General features: G+C 70.2%; 22 protein-coding genes. 18 read left to right on the top strand and 4 right to left on the bottom strand.

From position 1 onward, the window contains the following. Window positions 1–74: 74 nt before the first annotated feature. From NOCA_RS12725 to NOCA_RS12760, 8 genes are all read left to right on the top strand, one after another. Window positions 75–278 carry a hypothetical protein gene (locus NOCA_RS12725; protein ID WP_011755675.1) on the top strand — a complete coding sequence of 68 codons (204 nt, stop codon included), beginning with the start codon at window positions 75–77 and terminating at the stop codon, window positions 276–278. Between the two features lie 6 nt (window positions 279–284). Next, window positions 285–680 (top strand): TadE/TadG family type IV pilus assembly protein, encoded by a 396-nt coding sequence (locus NOCA_RS12730; protein WP_011755676.1) that lies wholly within the window; start codon window positions 285–287, stop codon window positions 678–680. Then, window positions 677–1,135 (top strand): TadE/TadG family type IV pilus assembly protein, encoded by a 459-nt coding sequence (locus tag NOCA_RS12735; protein ID WP_011755677.1) that lies wholly within the window; start codon window positions 677–679, stop codon window positions 1,133–1,135. Before NOCA_RS12730 ends, NOCA_RS12735 begins: the two co-directional genes overlap by 4 nt. Further along, window positions 1,132–1,584: a pilus assembly protein TadG-related protein gene (locus NOCA_RS12740; protein ID WP_011755678.1), complete on the top strand. Its 453-nt coding sequence runs from the start codon at window positions 1,132–1,134 to the stop codon at window positions 1,582–1,584. The genes NOCA_RS12735 and NOCA_RS12740 overlap by 4 nt, the downstream gene beginning before the upstream one ends. Further along, window positions 1,581–4,841 (top strand): LysM peptidoglycan-binding domain-containing protein, encoded by a 3,261-nt coding sequence (locus NOCA_RS12745; RefSeq protein ID WP_011755679.1) that lies wholly within the window; start codon window positions 1,581–1,583, stop codon window positions 4,839–4,841. Before NOCA_RS12740 ends, NOCA_RS12745 begins: the two co-directional genes overlap by 4 nt. A 22-nt stretch (window positions 4,842–4,863) precedes the next feature. Continuing rightward, window positions 4,864–5,139 carry a hypothetical protein gene (locus NOCA_RS12750; RefSeq protein WP_011755680.1) on the top strand — a complete coding sequence of 92 codons (276 nt, stop codon included), beginning with the start codon at window positions 4,864–4,866 and terminating at the stop codon, window positions 5,137–5,139. Beyond that, window positions 5,136–5,702: a hypothetical protein gene (locus tag NOCA_RS12755; RefSeq protein WP_011755681.1), complete on the top strand. Its 567-nt coding sequence runs from the start codon at window positions 5,136–5,138 to the stop codon at window positions 5,700–5,702. The genes NOCA_RS12750 and NOCA_RS12755 overlap by 4 nt, the downstream gene beginning before the upstream one ends. A gap of 263 nt (window positions 5,703–5,965) precedes the next feature. Continuing rightward, window positions 5,966–6,595 carry a hypothetical protein gene (locus NOCA_RS12760; protein ID WP_083768149.1) on the top strand — a complete coding sequence of 210 codons (630 nt, stop codon included), beginning with the start codon at window positions 5,966–5,968 and terminating at the stop codon, window positions 6,593–6,595. Window positions 6,596–6,860: 265 nt separating this feature from the next. Here the strand turns inward: NOCA_RS12760 and NOCA_RS27990 are convergent, their stop codons facing one another. The 4 genes from NOCA_RS27990 to NOCA_RS12775 all read right to left on the bottom strand — a co-directional run bounded on the left by NOCA_RS27990 (window position 6,861) and on the right by NOCA_RS12775 (window position 10,329). Beyond that, window positions 6,861–7,700 carry a hypothetical protein gene (locus NOCA_RS27990; protein ID WP_011755683.1) on the bottom strand — a complete coding sequence of 280 codons (840 nt, stop codon included), beginning with the start codon at window positions 7,698–7,700 and terminating at the stop codon, window positions 6,861–6,863. A gap of 248 nt (window positions 7,701–7,948) precedes the next feature. Next, a complete protein-coding gene (locus NOCA_RS27565) occupies window positions 7,949–8,110 on the bottom strand; it encodes a hypothetical protein (RefSeq protein WP_158305670.1) in 162 nt (53 codons plus the stop codon). A gap of 86 nt (window positions 8,111–8,196) precedes the next feature. Beyond that, window positions 8,197–8,841 carry a hypothetical protein gene (locus NOCA_RS12770; RefSeq protein WP_011755684.1) on the bottom strand — a complete coding sequence of 215 codons (645 nt, stop codon included), beginning with the start codon at window positions 8,839–8,841 and terminating at the stop codon, window positions 8,197–8,199. 249 nt (window positions 8,842–9,090) lie between these two features. Beyond that, a complete protein-coding gene (locus NOCA_RS12775; protein ID WP_011754492.1) occupies window positions 9,091–10,329 on the bottom strand; it encodes an IS110 family transposase in 1,239 nt (412 codons plus the stop codon). Between the two features lie 408 nt (window positions 10,330–10,737). Between NOCA_RS12775 and NOCA_RS12780 the strand changes: the two genes are divergently transcribed. From NOCA_RS12780 to NOCA_RS25840, 10 genes are all read left to right on the top strand, one after another. Next, complete coding sequence (locus NOCA_RS12780; protein WP_041546517.1) at window positions 10,738–11,691, top strand: hypothetical protein; 954 nt, start codon at window positions 10,738–10,740, stop codon at window positions 11,689–11,691. Window positions 11,692–11,752: 61 nt separating this feature from the next. After that, window positions 11,753–11,974: a hypothetical protein gene (locus NOCA_RS12785; protein ID WP_140404174.1), complete on the top strand. Its 222-nt coding sequence runs from the start codon at window positions 11,753–11,755 to the stop codon at window positions 11,972–11,974. Next, entirely contained in the window at window positions 11,971–12,819 is an 849-nt protein-coding gene (locus tag NOCA_RS25830) for a hypothetical protein (RefSeq protein ID WP_011755686.1), read from the top strand. Before NOCA_RS12785 ends, NOCA_RS25830 begins: the two co-directional genes overlap by 4 nt. 39 nt (window positions 12,820–12,858) lie before the next feature. Then, entirely contained in the window at window positions 12,859–13,152 is a 294-nt protein-coding gene (locus tag NOCA_RS12795) for a hypothetical protein (protein WP_011755687.1), read from the top strand. Continuing rightward, window positions 13,152–14,018: a hypothetical protein gene (locus tag NOCA_RS25835; RefSeq protein ID WP_011755688.1), complete on the top strand. Its 867-nt coding sequence runs from the start codon at window positions 13,152–13,154 to the stop codon at window positions 14,016–14,018. The genes NOCA_RS12795 and NOCA_RS25835 overlap by 1 nt, the downstream gene beginning before the upstream one ends. After that, window positions 14,018–14,794, top strand: coding sequence for a hypothetical protein (locus tag NOCA_RS12805; RefSeq protein ID WP_011755689.1), 777 nt, complete (start codon window positions 14,018–14,020; stop codon window positions 14,792–14,794). The genes NOCA_RS25835 and NOCA_RS12805 overlap by 1 nt, the downstream gene beginning before the upstream one ends. Next, on the top strand, window positions 14,791–16,761 hold the full coding sequence (locus NOCA_RS12810; RefSeq protein ID WP_011755690.1) for a type IV secretion system protein: 1,971 nt from the start codon (window positions 14,791–14,793) through the stop codon (window positions 16,759–16,761). Before NOCA_RS12805 ends, NOCA_RS12810 begins: the two co-directional genes overlap by 4 nt. Window positions 16,762–16,826: 65 nt before the next feature. Beyond that, window positions 16,827–18,332 carry an SCO6880 family protein gene (locus NOCA_RS12815; protein WP_011755691.1) on the top strand — a complete coding sequence of 502 codons (1,506 nt, stop codon included), beginning with the start codon at window positions 16,827–16,829 and terminating at the stop codon, window positions 18,330–18,332. Next, window positions 18,332–19,870, top strand: coding sequence for an ATP-binding protein (locus NOCA_RS12820; RefSeq protein WP_011755692.1), 1,539 nt, complete (start codon window positions 18,332–18,334; stop codon window positions 19,868–19,870). Before NOCA_RS12815 ends, NOCA_RS12820 begins: the two co-directional genes overlap by 1 nt. A 28-nt stretch (window positions 19,871–19,898) precedes the next feature. Further along, window positions 19,899–23,045: a peptidoglycan DD-metalloendopeptidase family protein gene (locus tag NOCA_RS25840; RefSeq protein WP_011755693.1), complete on the top strand. Its 3,147-nt coding sequence runs from the start codon at window positions 19,899–19,901 to the stop codon at window positions 23,043–23,045. Window positions 23,046–23,105: the final 60 nt, after the last annotated feature.

A 23,105-nucleotide genomic window follows, 5' to 3' on the forward strand; every position in this document is an offset into this window, starting at 1 on the left:
CCGACCTAACACCGACCCCAAAGAACCAGGGTCACCCAGACCGCCAACCGAACAACCAGGAAGGAAGAACCCCGATGTTGAAGCTCTTCATCGCCCTCCAGATGGCGGCGCTGACCTCGCTCGCCTCCCTCGAGGACCGCGTCACCAGGCAGCGCGACGAGCGCGGCTCCGTCACGATCGAGCAGGTCCTGTGGGCCGGCGCCGTGATCGTCATCGTCGGCATCGTCGTCGCGGCCATCAAGTTCTTCGTGACCAGCGAGTCCGCCAAGATCAAGTAGGCCGCCATGTTCGCCAGCCTCTACCGCCGCAGCCGGGACGAGCGCGGGTCGGTGACCATCCAGATGGTCTTCCTGATGCCCGCGCTGTTCCTGCTGATGTTCCTCGGCCTCCAAGGCGCCCTGTACTACCACGCGAAGCAGGTAGCGCTCGCGGCCGCGCAGGAGGGCGCCCGTGAGGCGGGCAGCGAGACCGGCACCCGCGATGCCGGTGTGGCCACGGCGAACACGTTCCTCCAGGACGCCGGAGGCTCCGACGTGATGACCTCCACCAGCGTCTCCGGATCACGGACCACGACCACGGCCACGATCACCGTGACGGGCAAGTCCATGAGCGTCATCCCCGGCTGGCACGTGACCGTCACCCAGAGCGCCAGCGTCCCGGTCGAGAGGCTCACCGAATGACCAGGCAGACGAGGCGGACCAGCGCACGCCGCCGGCGCCGGGACGAGCGCGGGTCGGTGGCCATCGAGGCCGCGATCGGTGTCCCGGCCTTCGGCCTGTTCGTGGCGATGATCATCCTCGGCGGCCGCGTGGAGATGGCCAAGCAGTCCGTGGACGCAGCCGCCTACGAGGCGGCACGAGCGGCCTCCATCGAGCGAACTCAGAGCGAGGCCATCACCTCCGGCAAGTCCGCGGCCACCAGCAGCCTGCACGACCAGGGCCTGCAGTGCACGACCACCAACATCACGATCAACGCTGCGGCCTTCAACGCCCCGCTGGGAACCACCGCCCAGGTCACCGCCACCGTGACCTGCAAGGTCGACGTGGCGGACCTGAGCATCCCCGGCCTGCCCGGCACCCGGACGATCACCGCCACCGCCAGCAGCCCCGTCGACGCCTACCGGGAGCGCCGATGATGACCGCCCGCATCCGCAGTCTCACGACGCGGCGCTCGCGTGATGAGCGCGGCTCCATCAGCGTCTGGTTCGCCACCGCAGCACTGGCGATGATCATCCTCGTCGGGATGGCCGTCGACCTCGGCGGCAAGGTCCACACCCAGCAGCAAGCCCGCAGCGCTGCCGCCCAGGCCGCCCGCACCGGCGCCCAGGAGGTTCAGGGCTCGACCGCAGTCCGCGGCGAGGACCTCCGCGTCGACCTCACCGCCGCCAAGACGGCCGCCATGGACTATCTCCGCGCCGCCGGCGTGGAGGGAACCGTCCGCGTCGTCGACGGCGACACCCTGATCGTCACCACCACCGACACATACACCAGCAAGTTCCTCGGGATCATCGGCCTGGACACAATGCAGGTCACCGGGGAGGCGTCCGCGCGGCTCATCCGCGCCGAAGGAGGCATCGAGAGATGACCACGCCCACCCATCCCACCCTGGGCCAGCGGCTCACCGGCCTCGCAGCCTCGATCGCCGTACTCGGCATCGTCCTCGGGCTGCCCGCACTATTCCTCGCGATCGGTGCCAGCCCAATCCCGGACCACGTCCCGACCCTGGACGGCATCAAGAACGCGCTCATGGCGCCCGACGACGGCACCCTCGTCCTCGGCCTGTTCAAGGTGATCGGCTGGGTCGCGTGGGCCTTCATGGCGCTGAGCCTGGTCGTGGAGGCCATCGCACGGCTCCGCAAGGTCCAGGCGCCCCAGCTGCCGGGCCTGGGCCGGCCGCAGGCCGCAGCACGCGGCCTCATCGGCCTCGCCGCTCTGCTGTTCATCGCCGCGCCCATCGCCGCCCAGGCAGCCACGATCACCACGGCCGCCGCGGCGCCGGTGACGGTGGGACCTGTCAACGCCGGTGCCGCCGACCAGGCACCCGCCCAGCAGGACGTCAAGGTCGAGACGAAGCAGGAGCGCCAGCGCAAGACCGTCGACCACGCTGTGAAGCCGGGGGAGAGCCTGTGGTCGATCGCCGAGAACCACTTCGGCGACGGTGCCCGCTACAAGGAGCTCGTCGAACTCAACCGCGACCTCCTCGGCGCGCAGCCGAGCTTCCTCGAGCCCGGTTGGGTTCTCAAGCTGCCCGCGGTCAACGGCGGGGCACCGGCGCACGACTACACGGTGCAGCCCACCGACACCCTCAGCGAGATCGCCCAAGAGCAGCTCGGCGACGCCGACCGCTGGCCCGAGATCTACCGGGCCTCCAGCGGCATCACCCAGCCCGGCGGGGCCCGGCTGACCGACCCCGACGTCATCGAGGTCGGCTGGAAGCTCAACATCCCCGGCGCCGAGCAGGGAGGCAGTCACGACGACACCCGGCACCAGCAGCCGCGCGACGTCGAGCCCGAGACGCCCGCCAGCCCCGAGGACCAGCGGCCCGTCGACCCGCCGGCCGAGGAGGAGCCGCCGGTCGCCCACGAGCCTGAGGTGCCCGAGGTACCCGAGACGGCCGTGCCCGACGCGCCGCCCCAAGCCGAGGCGCCGGCGTCGCCGGCCGCCGACGTCGACCAGGTCGACGACGCTGACGACTCGATCCTCGACGCGCCGTGGGTCCTCGCCGGTCTGACCGGCGGGGGCGTCCTGCTGTCCGGGGCGCTGCTCATGGCCCTGCGGTCCCGCCGCCGCGCCGGCTACCGGAACCGGACGCCCGGCCGCGCGATCGCCGCGCCGCCTTCGGAGCTCGCGCCGGTCGAGATGACCCTGAACGCCACCGGTGCCGCGGCCGCGGCGACCGTGGAGTTCGCGGACGAGGCGCTGCGCCGCCTCGCGGCCGCCGTCGGCGCGCAGGGCACCACGATGCCGCCGCTCGCTGCCGTGGAGCTCGGGCACGGCAAGTTGACCCTGCACCTGAGCGCGCCGGCCGCAGTCCCGGCGCCCTGGGTAGGCAGCACGGACCAGACCCACTGGCAGGTCAGCACGGACACCGCCGTCGACGAGCTCGGCCCCGACACCGGCAACGTCGAGCCGCCCTACCCGCTACTGGCCACAATCGGCATGAGCGACACAGGGGAGACGTGGCTGCTCAATTGCGAGGAGCTGTCCACACTCACCATTAGCGGCGACCCGACCTACGGCCGGGACTTCGCCCGCCACCTCGCCGCGCAGCTCGCCGTCAACCCGTGGTCGCGCCGCGTCCAGGTCGACTGCATCGGCGTGGCTGAGGAAGCCGTCGCCATGGACGAGCGGATCAGCTACTACCCGACCGGATCAGCCGGGTCACCCGCGACCGCGGAGGCCCTCGCGGCCGCCGTCACCACTGTCGACCGGGCGAAGCGACATGACACCGACGCGTCCACGGCGCGCACCGGCAGCGTCGACGACGACACCTGGCCCGCCCGGATGCTGTTGCTCGACGCGGCGGCCGGAGACCCCGAGGACCTTGAGCAACTGCTGCAGCTGGTCACCAACCACGTCGGGCAGTCCGCCACCTCCATCGTCGTCGCCGGCGAGCGTCCCAACACACCGGGCGCCGTCCTGCACATGACGAACACCGGCCGCGTCGTCCTCGAGCACGCCGGCCTCAACCTCATCGCCGTCGGCCTCACCAGCGACGAAGCCCGCGGCTGCGCCCTGGTCTACGCACAGAGCGAGGTCGCCGAGGACGTCCCCGTGCCGGTCGACGAGACCGTCACCGACGGCTGGGAGGCCTACACCGACCAGTCCGGGGCACTGCGCCGCGAGTACACCCTGCCGCGCAACACCCCCGCGGACACCGTCGACGAGCCGCTGTCCTCCCTCCTGGAGGGCGACGACGAGGACTACATCCGTCAGAGCGCGATCGTGCAGGAGGACCTCGAGACGCTGGCGCCGAAGGTGCCCGAGCACGTCCGAGCCGAGGTCGAGCAGAGCGACCCCACTCTCGACCAGGACATCGCCGACTGGTTCTCGACCAACAGCGACCGTCCACGGCTCAGCCTGCTCGGTCCGGTCACCGCGCGCACCCACGGCAAGGCCCTGGCCAAGCGCAAGCCCTACTTCACCGAGCTCCTCGCGTACTTGGCCCTGCACCGCAAGCACGGAGCCACCCGCGAGGAGATCGGCGAGGCATTCGGGATCACCCCCGGCAAGGTGCGCGACTACACCAACACCGTCCGCGAATGGCTGGGCACCAACCCCACAACTGGAGAGCCCCACCTGCCCCACGCCGACAAGGCCCCTGCCACCAAGCTCCGCGGCGTCAACGTCTACCAGGTCGACGACGGCCTCCTGGTCGACCTGCACCTCTTCCTCCGACTGCGCAAGCGCGGGCAGGCCCGGGGCGGCGCGGAAGGCGTCGCCGACCTCTGCACCGCGCTCGAGCTCGTGGGCGAGGCGAAGCCGTTCAGCCAGCTGCGTGAAGAGGGATGGTCTTGGCTCGTCAACGAGCCCGACCGCGTCGACCTCATGGCTTCTGGCTGGATCGCCGACGTCGCCCTCATCGTCGTCACCGAGGCTCTCGCCGCAGGCGACCTGGTCAAGGCCCGCTCCGTCGCCTACGTCGCCAACCGGGCCGACCCTGACGGCGAGAGCACCCGCCTGTGCCTGGCCCACGTCATGAAGGCCGAGGGCGACCAGCTCGAGGCCGACCGGATCCTCCGCGAGGAGATCTGCAACCGGTCCGATGACGGCGACGCCCCCATGGAACTGTCGGAGCGCACTAAGACCATCATCAGTACCCACGGCTGGCTCGCGAGCTGACTCGGGAAGGGAGCACCAGCACATGACCACCTTCAACCAGGAGCTCACCGGCCGCTACGTCGCGGCCGGCGGCGACCGCCCCGACCTCGACGCCCGACGCGTCGCCAGAGCCGTCTTCGTCCGCGACACCATCCGCACCCTCTACGACGCCGACAAGCGATTCGGCATCGACCCCGCCGACAGCGGCTCGCTGGCCGAGCTCGTCGACGCCGCCGAAGAACACCTCGAGCACATCGCCACCGACGTCAGCCAGCGATCAGTCATGGCGCCGCCCAACACAGGAGGAGACCCCGCATGAGGAAGCACCACTCCGCACTTGGGGGAGTGGCCCTCGCCCTCGCCCTCACCCTCACGGGCTGCTCGGACGACGGCACCGACCCCGAGGCCGAGGACACCCCGACCGCCACGCCCAGCTCGACCCCGACGAGCACTGCGCCGACGCCGCAGACTCCCGAGGAGAAGGCGGCAGCTCAGCTGACCGGGTACCTGAAGGTGCGCGACGACTTCTACCGAGCCGCCACGATCGACTTCAAGCGTCTGAACAAGGTCGCAACGGGCGACGAGTTCCTCCAGATTCAGGCCGCCGTCGCGGATCTGGAGCGGTACGCGATCAAGGTCACGGGCCAGTACGGCCACACCCTCGACGAACCGCGGCGCCGCACCGACTCGATGATCATCATCACCGACTGCGAGGACCGAACCGACGTAGTCGAGCGCAACAAGGACGGCAAGAGCATCAAGCACACGGACCCTAACGGGGATCCGCTGGGCAACCCCCTTCCTGTCGAGTACACCCTGGTCAAGGACAAGGGAGCGTGGAAGGTTTCCAAGTCCGACATCAAATGGGATCAGTCATGCTGAGGCGGCTCCTCGCTCTCGCGCTGACGGTCGCGGCGTCGCTGGTTGTCGTGTTGTTCACCGCGTCGAGCGCAAGTGCGGAGTGCGTCGAGGTCTACAACCCGGAGACAGGCCAGTTTGAGCTTGACTGTTCGGACGGCGGCGGCGATCCCGGAGGGAGCGGCGACAACGGCGGTGGAGGTTCGTCAACCTGCTCGTACGCGGGCAACGAGATCCCATGCACCGGACCGGACGGGTCGGTGTGGAGTAGTGCTCATGGGTGCTACGTGGGGGAGGCCTACCCGGCGGATGAGACCGAGCCACCGCCTGGTCAGACCGAGGAGGACGGCGCCTGGCACGTCTGCTACTTCCCGCCGCCGGGGTCCTCGTGGGAGCTGATGTGGATCGAGAACGGCACGGTGACGATCGACCCGGTGGTCCTTGCGAACCGAGCGATCGCCTCGATGGACCTGGACCCGATCACGATCGGGATCGTCCCCGAGTCGGGCCCCAACCGGGTCGGTCTCGTCGGTCTGCCGGTGTGGATGTGGGTGGACAGCCCGACTGGCGACACGTTCGGCCCGATCACCGCCTCAGCCAGCGAGGGCACGGTCTCGGTCAGCGCGACCGCCAGCGTCTCCAGCATCGTGTGGAATATGGGTGACGGCAACAAGGTGACCTGCGCCGGGAAGGGGACGCCGTACGCCGATCACTACGGGAAGCAGGACTCCCCGACCTGCGGGCACCGCTACGCGAAGATGTCGACCGACCAGCCCGAGGGTGCGTACCAGGTCACCGCGACGAGCCACTGGGTGGTCGAGTGGACCGGTGGCGGCCAGTCCGGAACCATCGAGTTCGACCTGGCCACCGAGCCCCTCCCGATCCGCATCGGGGAGGCCCAGGTGCTGACCCAGTGACCCTGTACTAGCAGACCGACCACCGACACAGGTCCCCGTCCTCACAGCAGGAAGGGGACCTGTGTCGTTCGCTGCCCGAGCGCGCCCGGAGGCACCCGGCCCGCCGAGCGGAGCTGCTCGTGCTGCCGCTGCTGGACATGAAAGAGCCCCAGGCGTCTCGGGTCACCTGGGGCTCGCGAGAAGTAGAGCATGGGGTGGCTCGCCTGCGCAGATGAATAGGAAATCGCGGCCCTAGGCGTTCACCATCGGGGCGCCAGCTGGCCCGTCACGTGACCTGGGTGCCGCCCTCCTGGCGGTCGACGAGGCGGGGACCCGGGCCAGCGCCGCGCCGACCTGGCTGCCCCGGCGAGAGGAAGCCGCGCCGTCGTGCGGTGCCGATCCAGTCCCGCACGGTCGGCTCGGGGCGCCCGAACTTCGTGGCGAGCCGACCCGTTAGCCCCGGCCCGTTGGCGGCTTCCTGGAGGTACGCGCGCGCTACGTCCTCGAGCAGCGTGTCCGGTAGGCCTGGTCGGCCGCGGCGCTTGCCTGCCGCGGAGCTCGTCGCAGTCTCCAATGCGCTGAGTTCCTCGGGCAGGAGGTCCTCTACCGCGATGTCTCGCCGGCCATCGAGGCCGAGCTGGATGACGCCCTCGCTACGCCAGTCGTCTTGGGCGAGAGTCGCCTGAGCGCGAGCGACGATCTTGCCAAGAGGGATGCGGCGAAGGAGATCGCTCGTGATGAGCTGGCCCGGTTCAGCGCCGCGATCGTGGTCGGTTGCAGCGCGGTCCTCGTCGCTGCCGTCCTCGTATCGCCAGGTCAGCTTGAAGAGCTCGAGTTCCGCAACCTCCAGGCCGCGGCCGCGGTTGACCAGGATCCCGTAGACCCGGACCGGGAGGTCTCGCGACGTGTAGACGAAGTCCGCCACGTAGCCGGCGCCGCGCGCGCGGCTCTTCATGTAGAGCTCGAGGCGATCCGGCGGCGGCGCGTCGCCGGGAGAGTCAAAGCCGGGATCGAAAAGAGACTGCTTGAACAGGTCGTACATCTGGCGCGTCCGCGTGAAGTCGTACGACAGGTCGCGGACCTCGAGGTGGTCGTCGGGCAAGTGATCGGTGGCGTTCTCGGTCATGGTCTCGACGGTAGGCCAGCAGGGCCGCGAACCGTACGGAAAAACCGTCCGACTTGCGCCGCCCAATTAGTCGGACGCCTGCGGCTGTTGAGGCAGGCACGGAAGGGGAGGCGGGGCGCTGACGTAACGCGCACCCTCAGGCCCTCGATCGGCGGCGCTCGTCAAACTGTGAGCGAGGCTCTCAGGGGAGAGCTCATCCCGTGTCCGTTCACCGGCAAGCGCCTGGGCGGTCGACAGGAACCGGCTGTCTAGCGGTAGTCGTCCGGTGACATGAACGTGGAGATGTCGGAGCTGGGCACGCACGGTTCCGCCAGTCGGGCGGCAAGCTCCTCCTCGGTCAGCTCCCGAGAGGCCGGCGTCACGTAGTCCGGGTCGTCCCAGCCGCAGCGGATGCAGGCACCGGCGACCATTCGGTAAGAGCCACAGCTCGCGCACCGGCTCCTCGCGCCCGTTGCCGCCCTCAGGCACATGGCGGTGATCACCGATAGGAAGTGGCTCACCCCCGAGACTCCGATGTGCGCGTCGTTGGCGATCGCGTTCTTGGCGTGGGCAGCCAGTTGACGTAGTCCCACGTCTCACGTGTGAGCTTGGTGCTGTACGAGCGCAGCTGCTTGCTGGAAGGACCCTCGGCTTGATCAGCGATCAGCAGGTTGGTCCAGCCCACGACGTCAGCCGCCTTGGGGGCGTCGCCACCTTCGGGTATGAGCGAGTCGTCGGCAACTTCGCCGGCGCAGGTGACCATCGCCTCGCGCAGTCGCACCCCGACCGCCTGGAAGTCCTCGGCCTCGCGTGCGCCGTCGAGGGACTCGACCGCCTGCTCCCACAGGCGCCACGCTCGAGGAAGCAGTCCCGCAGCCTCATCGGTGATCGGGCGCTCCTCCCGGCTGGCGATGCGAACCATGAGCCCGACGTGAAACGTGAGCGCGACGTCGCGGCTGGTGAAGTCGTCCTGCGAGTAGTAGTTGAGCGAGTTGCTGATCGCCCACCAACGACTGTCGCTGCAGTGCACGTCCCAGATGTCGTGCAGCACCGAGCCGACCCGCTCGACCGCGACCTTCTCCAAATGCACCACGGGGTCGTCGGCCATCTGGGCCGCGAAGTAGTCGAGGACCTGTTCTCGCTCGAGGTCGGACGCCTTCACCGTTGTCCTCCCCGGTCATCGGCAACCACCCCGCCAGTCTGACAGGGCCTTGAGCTGCCCATCCGGCCGCTGGTCATGAATGTCTACCAGTCCGGTGTGGAAAGTCGGCATTCGCCGGTTGGAAGAGTCCGCTGCATCTCGACAACTAGGCCCCGCACCACCCTGGTCAAGAAGTTTCTGCACCTTTCGGGGGGACGTCCTCTGACGCGAAGATTCACCCCAGCGGGTGGGCCTTCGCGTCAGAGGTCTTCAGCTCGCGTGGTCGAGGGTGACGCGGTAGCCCATGGCTTCGAGCTGGCTGATGGCTCGCATCTTGGTGCGGTCGGGGTGGAGGCGGTTGAAGAACTCGCCTCCAGGGTCGTCGTAGAGGGTGCCGGTGGTGCCCATGTGCCAGATCGCGATGAGCATGGAGTGCTGGATCGCGACGTTGGCCTTCAGCGGGCCGCGCCGGCTGGCGATCCGCCGGTAGCGCGCGCCGAGGTAGGTGGTCCGGTTCTGTGAGCACGCCATCGCGGCCGCCCCGAGTGCGCCCTGCAGGTAGGGGTTCCCGGGCCTGGTCCGTGAGGACTTCACCTTCCCGGCGGACTCGTTGCTGCCGGGTGTGGTCCCGGCCCAAGAGGCGAGGTGCTTGGCAGTGGGGAACCGGGTCATGTCCGCGCCGGTCTCGGCGGTGATGATGTCGGCGGTGATCGTGGAGATTCCCGGGATCGTGCAGATCAGGTCGTGGAAGCCCTGAAACGGCTCGATCACCACCTCGATCCGCTCAGTCAACTGCTCGACGGCGGCGGTGTGTCGGTCGATGAGATCCAGGTGGACCCGGGCGAGGAACGCGTGGTGTTCGGTGAACCGGCCAGCGAGCGCTTCGGTCAGTTCAGGGATCTTGGACCGCAGTCGACGCCTGGCCAGGTCGGCAAGCCCGGCGGGATCGCGGTCGCCGGCGATCAGCGCTTCGAGCATGGCCCGTCCTGAGACGCCCATGATGTCGGAGGCGACCGCGGACAGCTTGATCCCGGCGTCCTCCAGCAGCTTCTCCAGCCGTTGGACCTCCCGGCCACGTTCGCGGGTGATCGCGGTCCGTGCCCGGGTCAGGTCCCGCAGTTGCCGGATCGGTTCGGGTGGCACGAACGAGGCCCGGACCAGGCCGTGCGCACCGAGCTGGGCCAGCCAGGTCGCGTCGGCGACGTCGCTCTTGCGTCCCGGCAGGGTCTTGACATGGCGGGCGTTGACCAGCATCACCTCGACACCGGGCAGGTCTTCGAGCAGGTAGTAGAACGGCTTCCAGTAGTCACCGGTTGCCTCCATCACCACACACGTGACCTGCTCGGCGATCAGATGCTCGCGCAGCGCCAGGATCTGGCCGGTCATTGAGGTCCAGGTCGTGACCGTTTCCACGGTCTTGCGCCGACCTGCTCCCGCATGTCGGACGCAGACCTTGGCGTCCTTCTTCGACACGTCCATGCCCGCACACCGGACGTGGATCACTTCCATGGCCATCTCCTCCTCGCGATCGGATCCAGGCGTCCGTCGTGAGGAGGGCAGGGAGATTCGAAAGTCTGACGCTCGGGCTCGCTGGCACCAATCCACGGTTCCCGTGGAAGCCCTCCACCACCATGCTGACCTACAGGCTCGCAAGCACCACAGAGTATCCGGGGTCGACCACGACGAACCCCTCAGCATCCGCCCCTTCGCCCGCGGACTGCAACGCGCAAGCCGTGCCGAATCTTCGCGCACCACGGTGCGCCAAGGAACGAAGGCGCCGCGTTGCTGACCTGCGGAAACGCGCGTCCCCCCTCTGCGTCCCCCCTCCAATTCGGGGGTTTGGGGGGACGGATGCGGGGACGCCCGCTCGCGACCTTTCTGCCGTGCACAGCCACGGACGAAAGGGGAGCGAGTGCGATGAGTGTGGGTGACCAGCTCGGCCTCGACGACAACAGCGAACTGCTCGACCAGGCCCGCCAGAAGTGGCTGGCTTGGGTGGCCGTGGATCCACGGCTTGGAGTCGTCGAGGAGTTCGACGACCTCCGGGCCTGGCTGCCCTCGGTGGACAGCGCAGCCTCTGACGAGGTCCTCCTGGCGCTGGCCATGCTGGCGGCCCCCGATGGCGGCGACGACATCGCCGCTGCGGCCGCGCTCGCCAAGTGCCTGCTGCCCGGCGCGTGCCGGCTCGCCGGCTGGCTGAGCACTCTCCCTCCCCGCGAGGTCTTCCGCGACAGCCAACCCGTCGCGGCCGGCTCCTGGTCGGCCGTCGAGCGGATCGACGAGCTGGTGGCCTCCCAGCTGTGGATCGAGGTTCGGACCTTCAAGTGGCGCCGGCTGCGCAAGGTCGCCGCGAACATCCTGATCAACACCCGCGTCGGCGTCCTCCGCGAGGTCGGGGATTTCTTCTACGTCACCCGGGCCGACCGCACATGGGCGAACACCACCCTCGTGGAGTCCTTCTCGTCCGGAGATTTGGCCGACCTCGACGCAGGAGCGTGGAGCGCCGCCGCGATCCCGACCGAACGGGTTGCCGGCGCCTTGTTCCGCCGTCCCGAGATCCTCGCCGACGCCGGTCCGGAGCAGGAGGAGCCGTCGGCCACCGAGGAGCTGCTGGAGCTGCTGGCGTGGGCCTGCGAGAACCACGTGATCAGCCCGGCCGACCGCCACCTGCTGCTTTGCCTGGTCGACGAGGCCGACCGGGTCGAGACCCGCAACCTCGCTCGCGGCTACGGCGGTCTGCTGAGCAACGAGGTGTCCAGCCGGGTCGCGCCGCGGGTCGGGGTGTCCGAGGCAACCGTCCGTCGCCACGGCTCCCGCAGCATGCGCGCCCTCGCCGCGGCCGCGCCGGGGAAGTTCGGCCATGACGAATGAGCGCAACCGTGATCGCTCGTACCGCCCCACGACACATAGGCGACTGGAGGTGGTGAAGCCCATGACAAACACCCAAGACGACGGCGAGAGCCGTACGCCGGAGCAGATCGCCGAGCTGTTCGCGATCGCCGGCCGCGAGACCGAGGCGATCGAGCAGCTCACTGGTTGCGTCGCCCATCTGCACGAGGTCCAGGCCGCCAAGGCACAGCTGGCAAGCCTGACCCCGGCTGAGGTCCGCGCCGCGCTTGAGTTCCGCCGCGGCGGCATCGGGGAGGCTCAGTGAGCACCCAGACCTCAAGCCGCCCGGTCGGGGTCGACGAGCTCAAGCGGGCCTGGGACGCCGTGAACGCCGGCGAGTTCCGCACCGGCGTCGGCGCCGGCAAGGGACCCCGCGGCCGCAGCATCGCCGCCGCGGACGACTGGTCGCCAGCCGCGGGGGAGCACACCATCGCTGTGATCGGATGCGCCGGGTCGGTGGGAGCCAGCACCATCGCCCTGGCTGTCGGCCTGGCTGCCGCCGGCCCGGTCCGGGTGATCGAGTGCTGCTCGGTCACCGCTTCTGGTCTCGCCGCGGCGAGCACCGCCGAGCTCGGCCTGCACCCGACCGACTGGCGTCAGGGCAAGCGCGACCACGTCCTGCTCGAGCGGGCCAGCGAGGTCCTCGCCGGCGTCGACGAGATCCCGCTGCCGATTGACGCCGAGAACGAGACCCAGCTGACCATCCTCGACGTCGGCTGGGAGGCCGGCCAGCTGCTGGCCACCGACTGCTGGCTCGCCGAGGCCGTCCGCACCGCCGACCAGGTCGTCCTGGTCACCACAGCCACCGTCCCGGGGATGCGCCGCGTCTCGGTCGCCCTCGAGCTGCTGGCCAACCACTGGCAGCCCGAGCAGATCACCCTCGCCGTGCGCGGTCCGCGCCGCAAGAAGTGGCCCCGGGGCCTCGAGCACGCCGGCGGCCCCGCCGTACGCCGCGCCCTGGTCGCGGACCGGTGCGTGGAGATCCCCGAGGACCGCGACCTCGCGGTCAACGGCCTGGACTCCCGGCCCGTCCCGGCCCCCCTCATCTCGGCAGCCCGTCAGCTGCTCGCGCCCGCCCACCTGCCCGCCGACACCAGCGAAAGCGCCTGACCCGCACCGGGTCAGCAACCCCAGAAAGGAAGTCCACCCATGGACGTCATGACCGCTCTCCTCCCGATGGCCGCCCAGGTCTGCCCGAAGGCGCCGCCGGGTGCTGTCGGACCCACCAACGAGATCACCAGCTACGTGCTGTGGGGCGTCATCGTCCTGTTCGGCCTAGGCATCGTGATCGCCATCGGCGCGATCATCGCCGGCCGCGTGTTCTCCCTGCCGCATGCCTCCAAGGTCGGGGTGATCTCGGTGGTGGTCGTGTTCGCCTGCGCGATCGCCTATCTGGTCCTGCCCGGCATGCTCAACGGGATCCTCGGCAAGGGCTGCATCTGATGCGGCGCGCAGGCACGAAGAAGGCCGAAGGTGCCACGGAGTGGGGCCGGCGTCGCCTGCTCGGAATCCTGGTCGCCGCCGCCGTCGTGGCTGCGCTCCTGCTCGGTGGCCTTGCCTACGCGGTCTATCTGGCCGTCGCCGGGATCGGCGAGGAAGCCAGCGCCAACACCGACGTCGCCACCGGCGAGACCGACCGCTCGACGGTGGCCCAAGGTGCCGTGCACCGCGACGAGGTAGCGGCCGAGCCGATGCTGGCCGTTCCCGAGAGCGCCGCCTTCCCGGCCGAGACCACCAGCGCCAAGGCGCCCGTCATCAAGATCCCGGCTGGCACCGGTGTGAACGGACCGGCGTTCGTGATGACCGGGTTCCCGCACACCCCCGAGGGCGCGATCGGGCAGCTCGCGCAGATCGACCTCGCGGTACTGCAGTCGATGAGCCTGACCACGGCCGCGGAGGTCTACAACGCCTGGGCCCTGCCCGGCGGGGTCCGCGCCGAGGAGTGGTGGATCACCGCCAGCGTCCAGGCCTTCTTGACCAGCACCGGAATGGGCGAGGTCAAGGACCCCAGCTCCTCGGTCTCCCTCGAGCCGGCCGCCGCGCTCGTGAAGGGCACCGATGGGCCCGACTGGACCACCGTCTGCGTGCTGATGAAGGTCACCGCCTCCTACAAGCAGGAAGGCCAGATCGCCTTCGCCCACTGCGAGCGCATGCAGTGGGTCGGCGGCCGCTGGATGGTCGCCCCCGGCGCCCCGCCCGCACCCGCCCCCGCGACCTGGCCTGGCACGCAGCTCGCCCACGAGGCCGGCTGGCGCACCTGGTCGACCGACGACACCACTGACCCTGACCACATCGAAGGGGACCACTGATGAAGAACCTGACGACCGGCAACGACGACTCGCCGGCAACCCTGGTGCACATCGGCATCCTGGTGGCGGTCGCCTGCATGGTGGCCACCGTCGTCTGGCTCGGTGCTCGCACCCGGGCCGACGACGACTCCGGCGGCCCCGACACCACCGGCGGGGACAACTCGAGCCAGACGGTCGAGAACGCATCGGTCGAGCAGGTCGCACCGGACACCGCACCGGCCGACGGCGTCGTGATCCCGACCGGCGACGACCAGGTCGACGGCTACCCGACCGGATTCCCGGCCACCGACCTCGGCGCCGTGGCGCTGCAGGTCGAGCTGGCCAAGGCACAGCTCGGGTTCGACTACGACCAGGCCGTCACCGTCGCCCGCCTCTACGCCAACCCCGAGGACAAGGCCGTCTTCGAGGAGCGCTCCCGTGCCGCGGTCGCGCTGCGCCGCCAGCAGGCCGGCGTCGCGAAGGAGGGCGACGTGCCCGCCCCCGCGTCGTACGCCGTCACCCCGGTCGCCTACACCCTCGAGCAGCTCGACACCGGCTACTACGCGGTGAACCTGCTCAGCTACGTCACCCTCACCACCGCCGACGGCCAGGTCAAGGACAGCCTCTACGCCGGCACCCAGCTGATGCGGTGGCTCGACGGTGACTGGCGACTGGTCCAGGGCAGCGAAGCGGACATCGAGCACCTGGTCTCGGAGGGCCAGCCGCAGGCGGTGGCGCCCGGCACCCCCGAGTTCGCGAAGGCCGGCTGGATCCGGATCAACGGAGCTCCCCAGTGAGCACCGTCATCACCGCCGTGCGCCGGGCGAGCCGACTCGGCATCGCGGCCCTGGCGCTCCTGGTGCTCACCACGCTCCTCGGAGCTGCCTCGACCCTCCAGCCTCCCGCCGCAGCGGCCAGCGAGCCGGCCGCCAGCACGGCGCACCTCGCTCCAGTCGCCCCGGCGGCGACCAGCGGCACTCAGCCGACCCGCAACCTCAAGATGGGCTGCCCGGGGCCCGACGCCCTATGCGACCTCGGCAGCGACGCCGTCGACTGCGCCAAGGACCCGATCGATTGCGGCAAGGACGCCGCCGGCGATGTGAAGGACGGTGCCGGCGACCTGCTCGACGGCGCAGGAGATCTGCTCCCCGACGGCTGCGGGATCCTCGACGCGATCTGCGGCAACATCGGCGGACTGCCCGGGCTTTCGGGCGTCCCTGGGCTGCCCGGGATCCCCGGTCTGCCGAACGTCGGTGACCTCTTCGGCGGCGGCATCCCCGGGCTGGGCGACATCCCCAACCCGTTCGAGGCCATCGGCGACGTCATCGCCAAGGCCGCGGCCGACGCCTGGACCGCGGCCATGCTCGCGATCTGGAACTCCGGCCTGTTCGTGCTGCGCATCGTGCTCACGTTCAGTGAGCTGTTCTTGACTCCGGACCTGAGCGCCGACGGCCCGGGCAAGGACGTCTACGCCTTCACCCTGTGGCTGGCGCTGGCCCTGGTGGTCATCTTGGCGATGATCCAGCTCGGCGCCGCCGCCTTCAAGCGCGAGGGCAAGAGCCTCGCCCGGGCCTTCATCGGGTCCGGCCAGTTCGTCTTGGTGTGCGCCAGCTGGTTCGGGTACTGCGTCATGATCATCGCGGCCTGCGGGGCGCTGACCAAGGCGCTGATGAAGTCGCTGCTCAAGGTGCAGACCTGGCCCGACTGGGACCCGCTCGGCGGACTCGGCATCGACGACATCACCGACGCCGGCGTGGCCACCGCGCTGGCATTCCTCGGGATCTTCCTGTGGCTGGCCGCCATCGGGCACGTCCTGGTCTACCTGGCCCGCGCGGCGTCCCTGCTGGTGCTCACCGCCACGGGGCCGCTCGCGGCCGCCGGCCTGGTCTCGGAGTTCACCCGCTCCTGGTTCTGGAAGTCGCTGCGCTGGTTCCACGCCGCGGCGTTCACCCCGGTGCTGATGGTGATGGTGCTGGGCATCGGCGTGCAGTTCGCCAACGGAGTCGCCGCCCACCTAGCCGAGGACACCGCCAAGGCGTTCGGCACCGCGCTGCCGGCCGTGATGACGATCCTGATCAGCGTCGTCGCCCCGCTGTCCCTGTTCAAGCTCCTTGCCTTCGTCGACCCCGGCACCCCCAGCGGCGCGTCCTTTCGCCAGGGCATGGCCATCCAGGGCGGCCTCCAGGGCCTGCTCAGCGGCGGCGGCGCGGGCGGAGGCTCGTCGGCTGCGTCGACCACCGACGCCAACGGCCGCTCCTCGGGCGAGCAGAGTGCCGAGGCCTCGACCGGCGACCGGTTCAGCAAATCGACCCAGGGCGCCCTGGGCAGCTTCGGCCCGGTGGGCCAGGCCCTGTCGACCGGCATGGGCTGGATCAACTCCGCCGGCGCGAAGGCGACCTCGCTGATGTCGGACGAAACCAACCAGGCCGGTGTCGGCCAGAGCACCTACGGCCCCGACTTCAGCGGCCTGAGTGGACGGCAGTCCGGTGGCCAGTCCGGCGGCCAGGGCGGGACCCACCCCGGGTCGCAGAACGGCGACCAGAGCGACGGGGATTCGTCGATGCCGACCCCGCCCACGCCTCCTGCGCCGCCCACCCCGCCGACGCTGCCCACTGGCGGCGGACCCGGCGGCGGTTCAGGTGGCCAGGGCGGCAGGGGAGCTGACGCAGCTCCCAAGACCCCGGCCGCCGGCGGCGGGGGAGCAGCAGGAGGTGCCGGCGGCGCCGGCGCGGCCGCTGGCGGCATTCCACCGGTGGCGGGGTAACCGATGCACCGACCGCCCCACCTCGAGCACCGATCGACACCCACCGACCAGAAGGGAAGCCGACGATGACCACCTACGCCGACTACCAGCGCGACCGTATCGGCTGGTTCTTCGGCCTCTCCGGAGGCCAGCTGATGTTCCTGGCGCTGGCCAGCCTGCCGGCGTTCTGGGCGATCAGCCGCGGAGCGTGGTTCTCCGCGTTTCTGTTCGCCCTGGTCTGGGTGTTCCTCCTGGCCATCACCGTGATCCCGGTGCGCGGCCGCTCGGCCACCGGCTGGGTGTTCGCCTCGACCATGTACGCCGTCGGCGGCCTGTTCGGCTGGACCTCGTTCCGCGCCAAGGCCACACAGGGCCGCGGCGACGACCTCGACACCCCGGACCTGCCCGGGGTCCTCCAGGGCGTCCAGATCCACGACGGCCCGCCGCACGGCTCGCAGCTGCAGCGCGTAGCGATCATCGAGGACCACGCCATGAAGACCTGGGCGGTCACGGCCTCGATCGTGCACCCCGGCATCGGCATGAAGGACACCGAAGAGCGAGCCCGCTACGGCGAGGCGCTGGCCGGGCTGCTCGACGTCGCCGGTCGCACCGAGAAGGTCGACGAGATCCTCTTCATGGTGCGCACCGTCCCCGAGGACGGCGCCGAGCGCGACCTGTGGGCAAACCGCCACCGCCGCCCCAACGCCCCGGAGCTGTCGGAGGTCGTCAACAGCGACCTGGCCCACGGCCTCACCCAGGCATCGGTGCGCACCGAGCAGTTCGTGACGATCCTGGTCCCGGAGACCCGGATCGCGAGGTCGGCCAAAGAGTCCGGGGGCGGCTTCGAGGGCCGCTGCCGCGAGCTCTACCTGCTCATGGCCGAGATCGAGGCCCAGCTGCGCGGCCCGATGGGGATGACCACGGTGCGCTGGCTCACCAGCCCCGAGCTCGCACTGGCCTGCCGGACCGGATTCGCCCCCGGCGACCGCGCCGGCATCGTCGAGGCCCTCTCGCTGCGGGAGAAGGACCCGAGCGTCAACGCCGACGTCCCGTGGGCGATGGCCGGCCCCTCGGGTGCCGACGCCACAGTGCGGCACTACAGCCACGACGCCTGGAACTCGGTCAGCGCCACCATCAAGCTGCCGACCCGCGGCGTCGCGATGGGTGCCCTGGCACCGATCCTCACCCCCAGCGAGTTCGGTGAGCGGCGATCGTTCGTCGTCGCGTACCCGATCGTGTCCCAGACCAAGGCCGACCGGCAGTCCGGCAACGCCGAGTGGGCCGCCGACCTGGCCGAGGGGATGAACGAGAAGCTCGGCCGCAAGACCCGCGCCAAGCAGCGCGACGAAGCCCACAAGGCCCGCGGCCTGGACGCCAAGCTGGCCCGCGGCAACTCGCTGACCCGGCCCTACGGCGTGTGCACGGTCACCGTCCCCAAGTCGATGCGGATCACCGAGTTCGGGCGCCGCCTGGACGCCTCGGTCCGACGCGCCGGGTTCGCACCGCTGCGCCTCGACCTCGCCCAGGACGTCGGGTTCGCCGCGTCCACCATCCCCCTCGGCTCGAGCCTGACCCGGAGCGGAGACGCCTGATGACCACCACCCCCCGCCGGAACCGCCGCGGCGGCCGCGACATGGCCGCCCTGCTCTCCGACTTCGGGCACGACCTGCCCACGATCCCCACGCTCGCCCCGGAGGCCAAGGAGCCCCGGCTCTTCCGCTACGCGCCGCGCCGCGGTGCCACCCGCCGCGGCCGAGGCTGGGCCGCCGCCACCGCCCCGGCGATGGCCTGGCGGATGACCAGCGACCAGGCCCCGGTGTTCTGGCCCTTCGTCTCCGCTCCCGCCCTGCCCCCGACGGGCGCCCAGATGGGCGTCGACCAGCTCTCCGGCGGCAGCTTCTACTGCGACCCGTTCGGGTGGGTGCTGCGCGACGACGTACCCGCGACCAACCCCAACATCTTCCAGTTCGCCAAGCCGGGAAGTGGCAAGTCCGGCACCACCAAGGCGTTCTGCACCCGGATGATGCCGTTCGGCTACCGCACCCTGGTCACTGGCGACGTCAAGGACGAGTACGAGTCGCTGTGCCGCGCGCTCGGTGTCGACCCCTTCGTCATCGCCCCCGGCTTCTGGGCCCGGGTCAACCCGCTGTCCATGGGGCCGCTCGGCGACGGCTGGGAGAAGCTCTCGGCCGAGGAGGCGCAGCGCCGCGCCACGATCATCTTCAAGCGGTGGCTCGTCCTGGTCCGCGGCCTGGTCGGCAGCATGAAGATCGACGATGAGCGCCGGGTGCCCTTCGGCCCCGACGAATCCGACGTCGTGCGCAACGCGCTGGCGATCCTCACCGGCTACGCCGCCGGCAACAGCGTCCTGCAAGAGACGACCATCCCGCGGCTGTGGGACCTGCTGCGCAACCCCACGGAGGAGCTCGTCCGTGCCTGCGAATACGCGAACACCCGCCAGTTCCTCGACGAGACCCGGCGGCTGCGCAACGCGCTCGGCGAGCTGGTCACCGGCACCCTCGCCGGCCTCTTCGACGACTTCACCAACATCGAGGTCGACTGGCGGGCCCCGATCCAGTCGTTCAGCCTCTCCCGGCTCGACGGCCTGGGCGATGAGGCCGTGGGCATCGCGCTGCTGTGCATGAACTCCTGGGGGCGTGGTCTGCGGGAGATCGCCGAGCCAGGCGACCTGCGCATCGTGGTGCGCGACGAGGTCTGGAAGCAGATGCGCCTCGGAACCGCCGCAGTAGCGAGCTTCGACGCCGACCTGCGGCTCTCACGCGGCATGGCCGGCAAGGGCGGCGACATCCAGTTCTGCAACCTCCACAAGCCCTCCGACCTGCTCTCGGTCGGCGACGCCGACTCCCAGGCCGCGATGATCGCCAAGGACCTCCTCGAGCTGGCCGACATCAAGATCCTCGGTGCCCAGAAGCCCCGTGTCGCCCGCGAGCTCGACTCCATGCTCGGGCTCGGCCCGATCGCCCAGGACCTCGTCTCCGGGTGGGCCATGCAGGACAAGGGCCGCGCCCTGTGGTGCATCGGCGACGCCACCTACAAGGTCCAGACGGTGCTCCACCCGCTGGAGAAGAAGCTCTACTACACCAACGAGGCCATCGAGTCCGCCGCCTGAGCGCGCGCGACCTCGGGACTGACCTGTCATGAAGAAGCTGCTGCTCGCGGGACTGCCCGTCCTGATCATCTTCATGGGGCTGCCGTTCCTCGTGACGCTGATGGTGGTGATGACGACCACCGCGGCCGCCGAGTGCCGCACCCAGAGCAGCCAAGGCACCGCGCCTACCGAGCTCGGTGACCTCGGAGCCATCGACGGCCCGGTGGGCGGCCCGGTCAACGGCAACATCACCATGGCGCAGGCCAACATCCCGCGCCGCTCCGGCCTCGACGGGTTCCGGGCCTCCATGCCCAAGGTCCTGTCCAAGAACCCCGAGTTCGTCACCCTCAACGAGGCCAGCGGCTGGAGCCTGGAGCAGATCGAAGCCGCCGCCCCGGGCTACTCAGCCTTCCGGGTGGCAGCCCCGGCCGGCACCGGCACCGGCCCCGAGCAGGCCATGGGCAACGTCGTGCTCTGGAAGAGCTCGACCTGGACGAAGGTCAACGGCGGCCGGGTCCAGCTCGTCGACGACGACAAGACCTTCTACGACGGGCGTCCGGTCACGTGGGACCGCTTCGCGACATGGGTCATGCTGCGCCGCGCCGACGGCTCCGTGGTCTCGGTGGTCTCCACCCACCACATGACCAACCCGCACCGTTGGCCGAAGCAGCACGGCAACCCGCCGCTGACCCGGCCCCAGCAGTACGGCGCCGGAATGGACATCCTGCTGCAGCTGCGCAACTCGCTGGCCGCCCACGGTCCGGTGCTGATCGGCGGCGACATGAACACCCAGGCCTCCTACACCGACATCCCCTGGACGGCGGCCGCGAAGATGAAGGCCGCCGGCTACGGATGGCACAACCACGGCGTCGACTTCATCTTCTTCCCGCACCACCAGGGCGCCCGGCTCGAACAGGGCTGGGACGGCACGATGGTTTCGGACCACCACTGGCTCTCGGCTCGCATCGCGATGAACGGCGCCGGCCCGGAGAGCGCGCCCGAGACCACCACCACGACTGACGGGGTCGTGCCCGCGGCGACCACCGCCCCGACGTCCGCCGAGCCGCCGGCCGGCGACGTGCTCGCCCAGCTGATGCGGCTACGGTTCGCGTCCAACTACCCGACCATGACCGACGAGCAGGCCCGCAACGCGATCACCATCGCCCAGGTCGCCCGCAATCTCGAGATTCCCCGCTACGGGCTGCAGATCGCGATCGCCGCCGCGATCCAGGAGTCCAAGCTGGTCAACCTCACCGGAGGTGACCGCGACTCCGGCGGCCTGTTCCAGCAGCGCCCCTCGGCCGGCTGGGGAAGCCGGGCCGAGATCACCAACGCCGTCCTCGCGGCCCGCGCGTTCTTCGGCCAGGCCCAGCACACCGGCAACCCCGGGCTCCTCGACATCCCCGGCTGGCAGAACATGCCGCTCACCCAGGCCGCGCAGGCCGTCCAGCGCTCGGGCTACCCCGACGCCTACGCCCAGTGGGAGGACGTCGCCGGCGACATCACCGATCTGCTCGGCGGCGACCTGCCGGACCTGCCCGACGACGGCTCCACCACGAACGTCGCCAACTGCCAGGGCGAGACCGTCAACCCCATCACCGTCGGCACCCTCAACCTGCTCGGCGCCGGCCACACCGACAAGCCGGGGGAGCGGGCCGGGTACGACACCTGGGACAAGCGACTGCCCGGCGCCATGCGCACGATCGAGAACGCCGGCGTCACGATCACCGGCCTCCAGGAGGTGCATGGCCCGCAGGCCCAGGCGCTGGAGAACCAGTACGCGGCCAAGTGGGGGATGTACCCGGCCAGCGGGAAGGCACAGAACCGGGTGATCTGGGACCGCAACGAGTGGGAGCAGACCGACGGGCGCCTCGTCGGCATCCCGTACTTCGGCGGGAAGGACGTCGGCATGCCGCTGGTGCAGCTGACCTCGACGACCACCGGGCAGGTGATCTGGGTCTGGAGCATCCACAACCCGGCCAACACTCAAGGAAGCGCCGCCGGGCACCGCCAGGAGGCGCTGCGTCGCCAGCTGGCCACGATGACCGAGCTCGCCGGCACCGGCACCCCTGCGGTGATACTGGGCGACTTCAACGACGGCAAGGACGGCAGCAACGCCTCGCACTGCGCACTGACCCCTGAGCTGAGCAACGCCTTCGGCGGCTCTGCCGAGCCCTGCAAGAAGCCCAAGCAGGACGCGCCGATCGACCACGTCTACGGCGCGAACCTCACCTGGGCCGGCGCCGAGGTCGACACCAGCACCCAGGCCAGCAAGATCGCCGACCACCCGCTGGTGACCGCCACCACCGCCGGCAGCAGCGCCGGGTGCGCCGTCGACTCCGGTACAGCGGAGGCCAAGTACAACCTCGGCCCGGTCAAGCCGCAGCTGACCCAGCTGGTCAACATCCTCGGCCCCATGTTCGACATCAAGACCGTCGGCGGCTACCGCGAGAGCGCCACCGACCCCAACGGCCACCCGGCCGGGCTCGCGGCCGATTTCATGGTGCCGCTCAACGCGGCGGGCCGCGCGCAGGGCGATCGTCTCGCCGCCTACGCCAAGGCCAATGCCCAGAAGCTCGGCATCGACTACATCATCTGGTACCAGCGGATCTGGTCGGTCGCCCGCGTCGGCGAGGGCTGGCGGCCGATGGAGGACCGGGGGAGCGCTACCGAGAACCACCTCGACCATGTCCACATCAACGTCAAGCCCGGCGCCTCCGTCCAGCCGGTCGGCCTCGAGGGCGCGTCCTGCGACGAGGTCGTCTATCCGGTGCCCGCGCAGTACGTCGGAACCGACAACCACAACTGGCACGAGACCGGCGCGTACTGGTCCAAGTGGCACACCGGCACCGACTTCTCCGCACCCTGCGGAACCACCGTCTACGCTGCCCACGCCGGCACCATCGAGATCGACACCACCCAGCGTTCCTGGGCTGGGCCGCAGCTGGTCAAGGTCACCACCGGCGCCGGGTCCCTGACCACGTGGTACGCCCACATGGCGACCGTCAGCGTCAGCCGTGGCCAGACCGTCGCCGCCGGCGAGCCGATCGGCCAGGTCGGCAAGGAGGGCAACGTCTCCGGCTGCCACCTCCACTTCGAGGTCCACCTCAAGAACGGCTCCATCTACGGCCCCGACAACGTCGATCCCTCGACCTGGCTCGCAGAGAACGCATCACGCCCGAGCCGCGCCGTGTGATCGCACCGAAGCCCTGACGGCACATAGGTGACCAGCAAGGCCCAACGACCCACGACCGCC

The sequence above is a fragment of the Nocardioides sp. JS614 genome, from assembly GCF_000015265.1.
GTDB lineage: Bacteria > Actinomycetota > Actinomycetes > Propionibacteriales > Nocardioidaceae > Nocardioides.

Coding starts and splice junctions, on each gene's coding strand:
- NOCA_RS12725 (WP_011755675.1), top strand. CDS start 75: ATGTTGAAGCTCTTCATCGCCCTCCAGATGGCGGCGCTGACCTCGCTC.
- NOCA_RS12730 (WP_011755676.1), top strand. CDS start 285: ATGTTCGCCAGCCTCTACCGCCGCAGCCGGGACGAGCGCGGGTCGGTG.
- NOCA_RS12735 (WP_011755677.1), top strand. CDS start 677: ATGACCAGGCAGACGAGGCGGACCAGCGCACGCCGCCGGCGCCGGGAC.
- NOCA_RS12740 (WP_011755678.1), top strand. CDS start 1,132: ATGATGACCGCCCGCATCCGCAGTCTCACGACGCGGCGCTCGCGTGAT.
- NOCA_RS12745 (WP_011755679.1), top strand. CDS start 1,581: ATGACCACGCCCACCCATCCCACCCTGGGCCAGCGGCTCACCGGCCTC.
- NOCA_RS12750 (WP_011755680.1), top strand. CDS start 4,864: ATGACCACCTTCAACCAGGAGCTCACCGGCCGCTACGTCGCGGCCGGC.
- NOCA_RS12755 (WP_011755681.1), top strand. CDS start 5,136: ATGAGGAAGCACCACTCCGCACTTGGGGGAGTGGCCCTCGCCCTCGCC.
- NOCA_RS27990 (WP_011755683.1), bottom strand. CDS start 7,700: ATGACCGAGAACGCCACCGATCACTTGCCCGACGACCACCTCGAGGTC.
- NOCA_RS27565 (WP_158305670.1), bottom strand. CDS start 8,110: ATGGTCGCCGGTGCCTGCATCCGCTGCGGCTGGGACGACCCGGACTAC.
- NOCA_RS12775 (WP_011754492.1), bottom strand. CDS start 10,329: ATGGAAGTGATCCACGTCCGGTGTGCGGGCATGGACGTGTCGAAGAAG.
- NOCA_RS12780 (WP_041546517.1), top strand. CDS start 10,738: ATGAGTGTGGGTGACCAGCTCGGCCTCGACGACAACAGCGAACTGCTC.
- NOCA_RS12785 (WP_140404174.1), top strand. CDS start 11,753: ATGACAAACACCCAAGACGACGGCGAGAGCCGTACGCCGGAGCAGATC.
- NOCA_RS12795 (WP_011755687.1), top strand. CDS start 12,859: ATGGACGTCATGACCGCTCTCCTCCCGATGGCCGCCCAGGTCTGCCCG.
- NOCA_RS25835 (WP_011755688.1), top strand. CDS start 13,152: ATGCGGCGCGCAGGCACGAAGAAGGCCGAAGGTGCCACGGAGTGGGGC.
- NOCA_RS12805 (WP_011755689.1), top strand. CDS start 14,018: ATGAAGAACCTGACGACCGGCAACGACGACTCGCCGGCAACCCTGGTG.
- NOCA_RS12815 (WP_011755691.1), top strand. CDS start 16,827: ATGACCACCTACGCCGACTACCAGCGCGACCGTATCGGCTGGTTCTTC.
- NOCA_RS12820 (WP_011755692.1), top strand. CDS start 18,332: ATGACCACCACCCCCCGCCGGAACCGCCGCGGCGGCCGCGACATGGCC.
- NOCA_RS25840 (WP_011755693.1), top strand. CDS start 19,899: ATGAAGAAGCTGCTGCTCGCGGGACTGCCCGTCCTGATCATCTTCATG.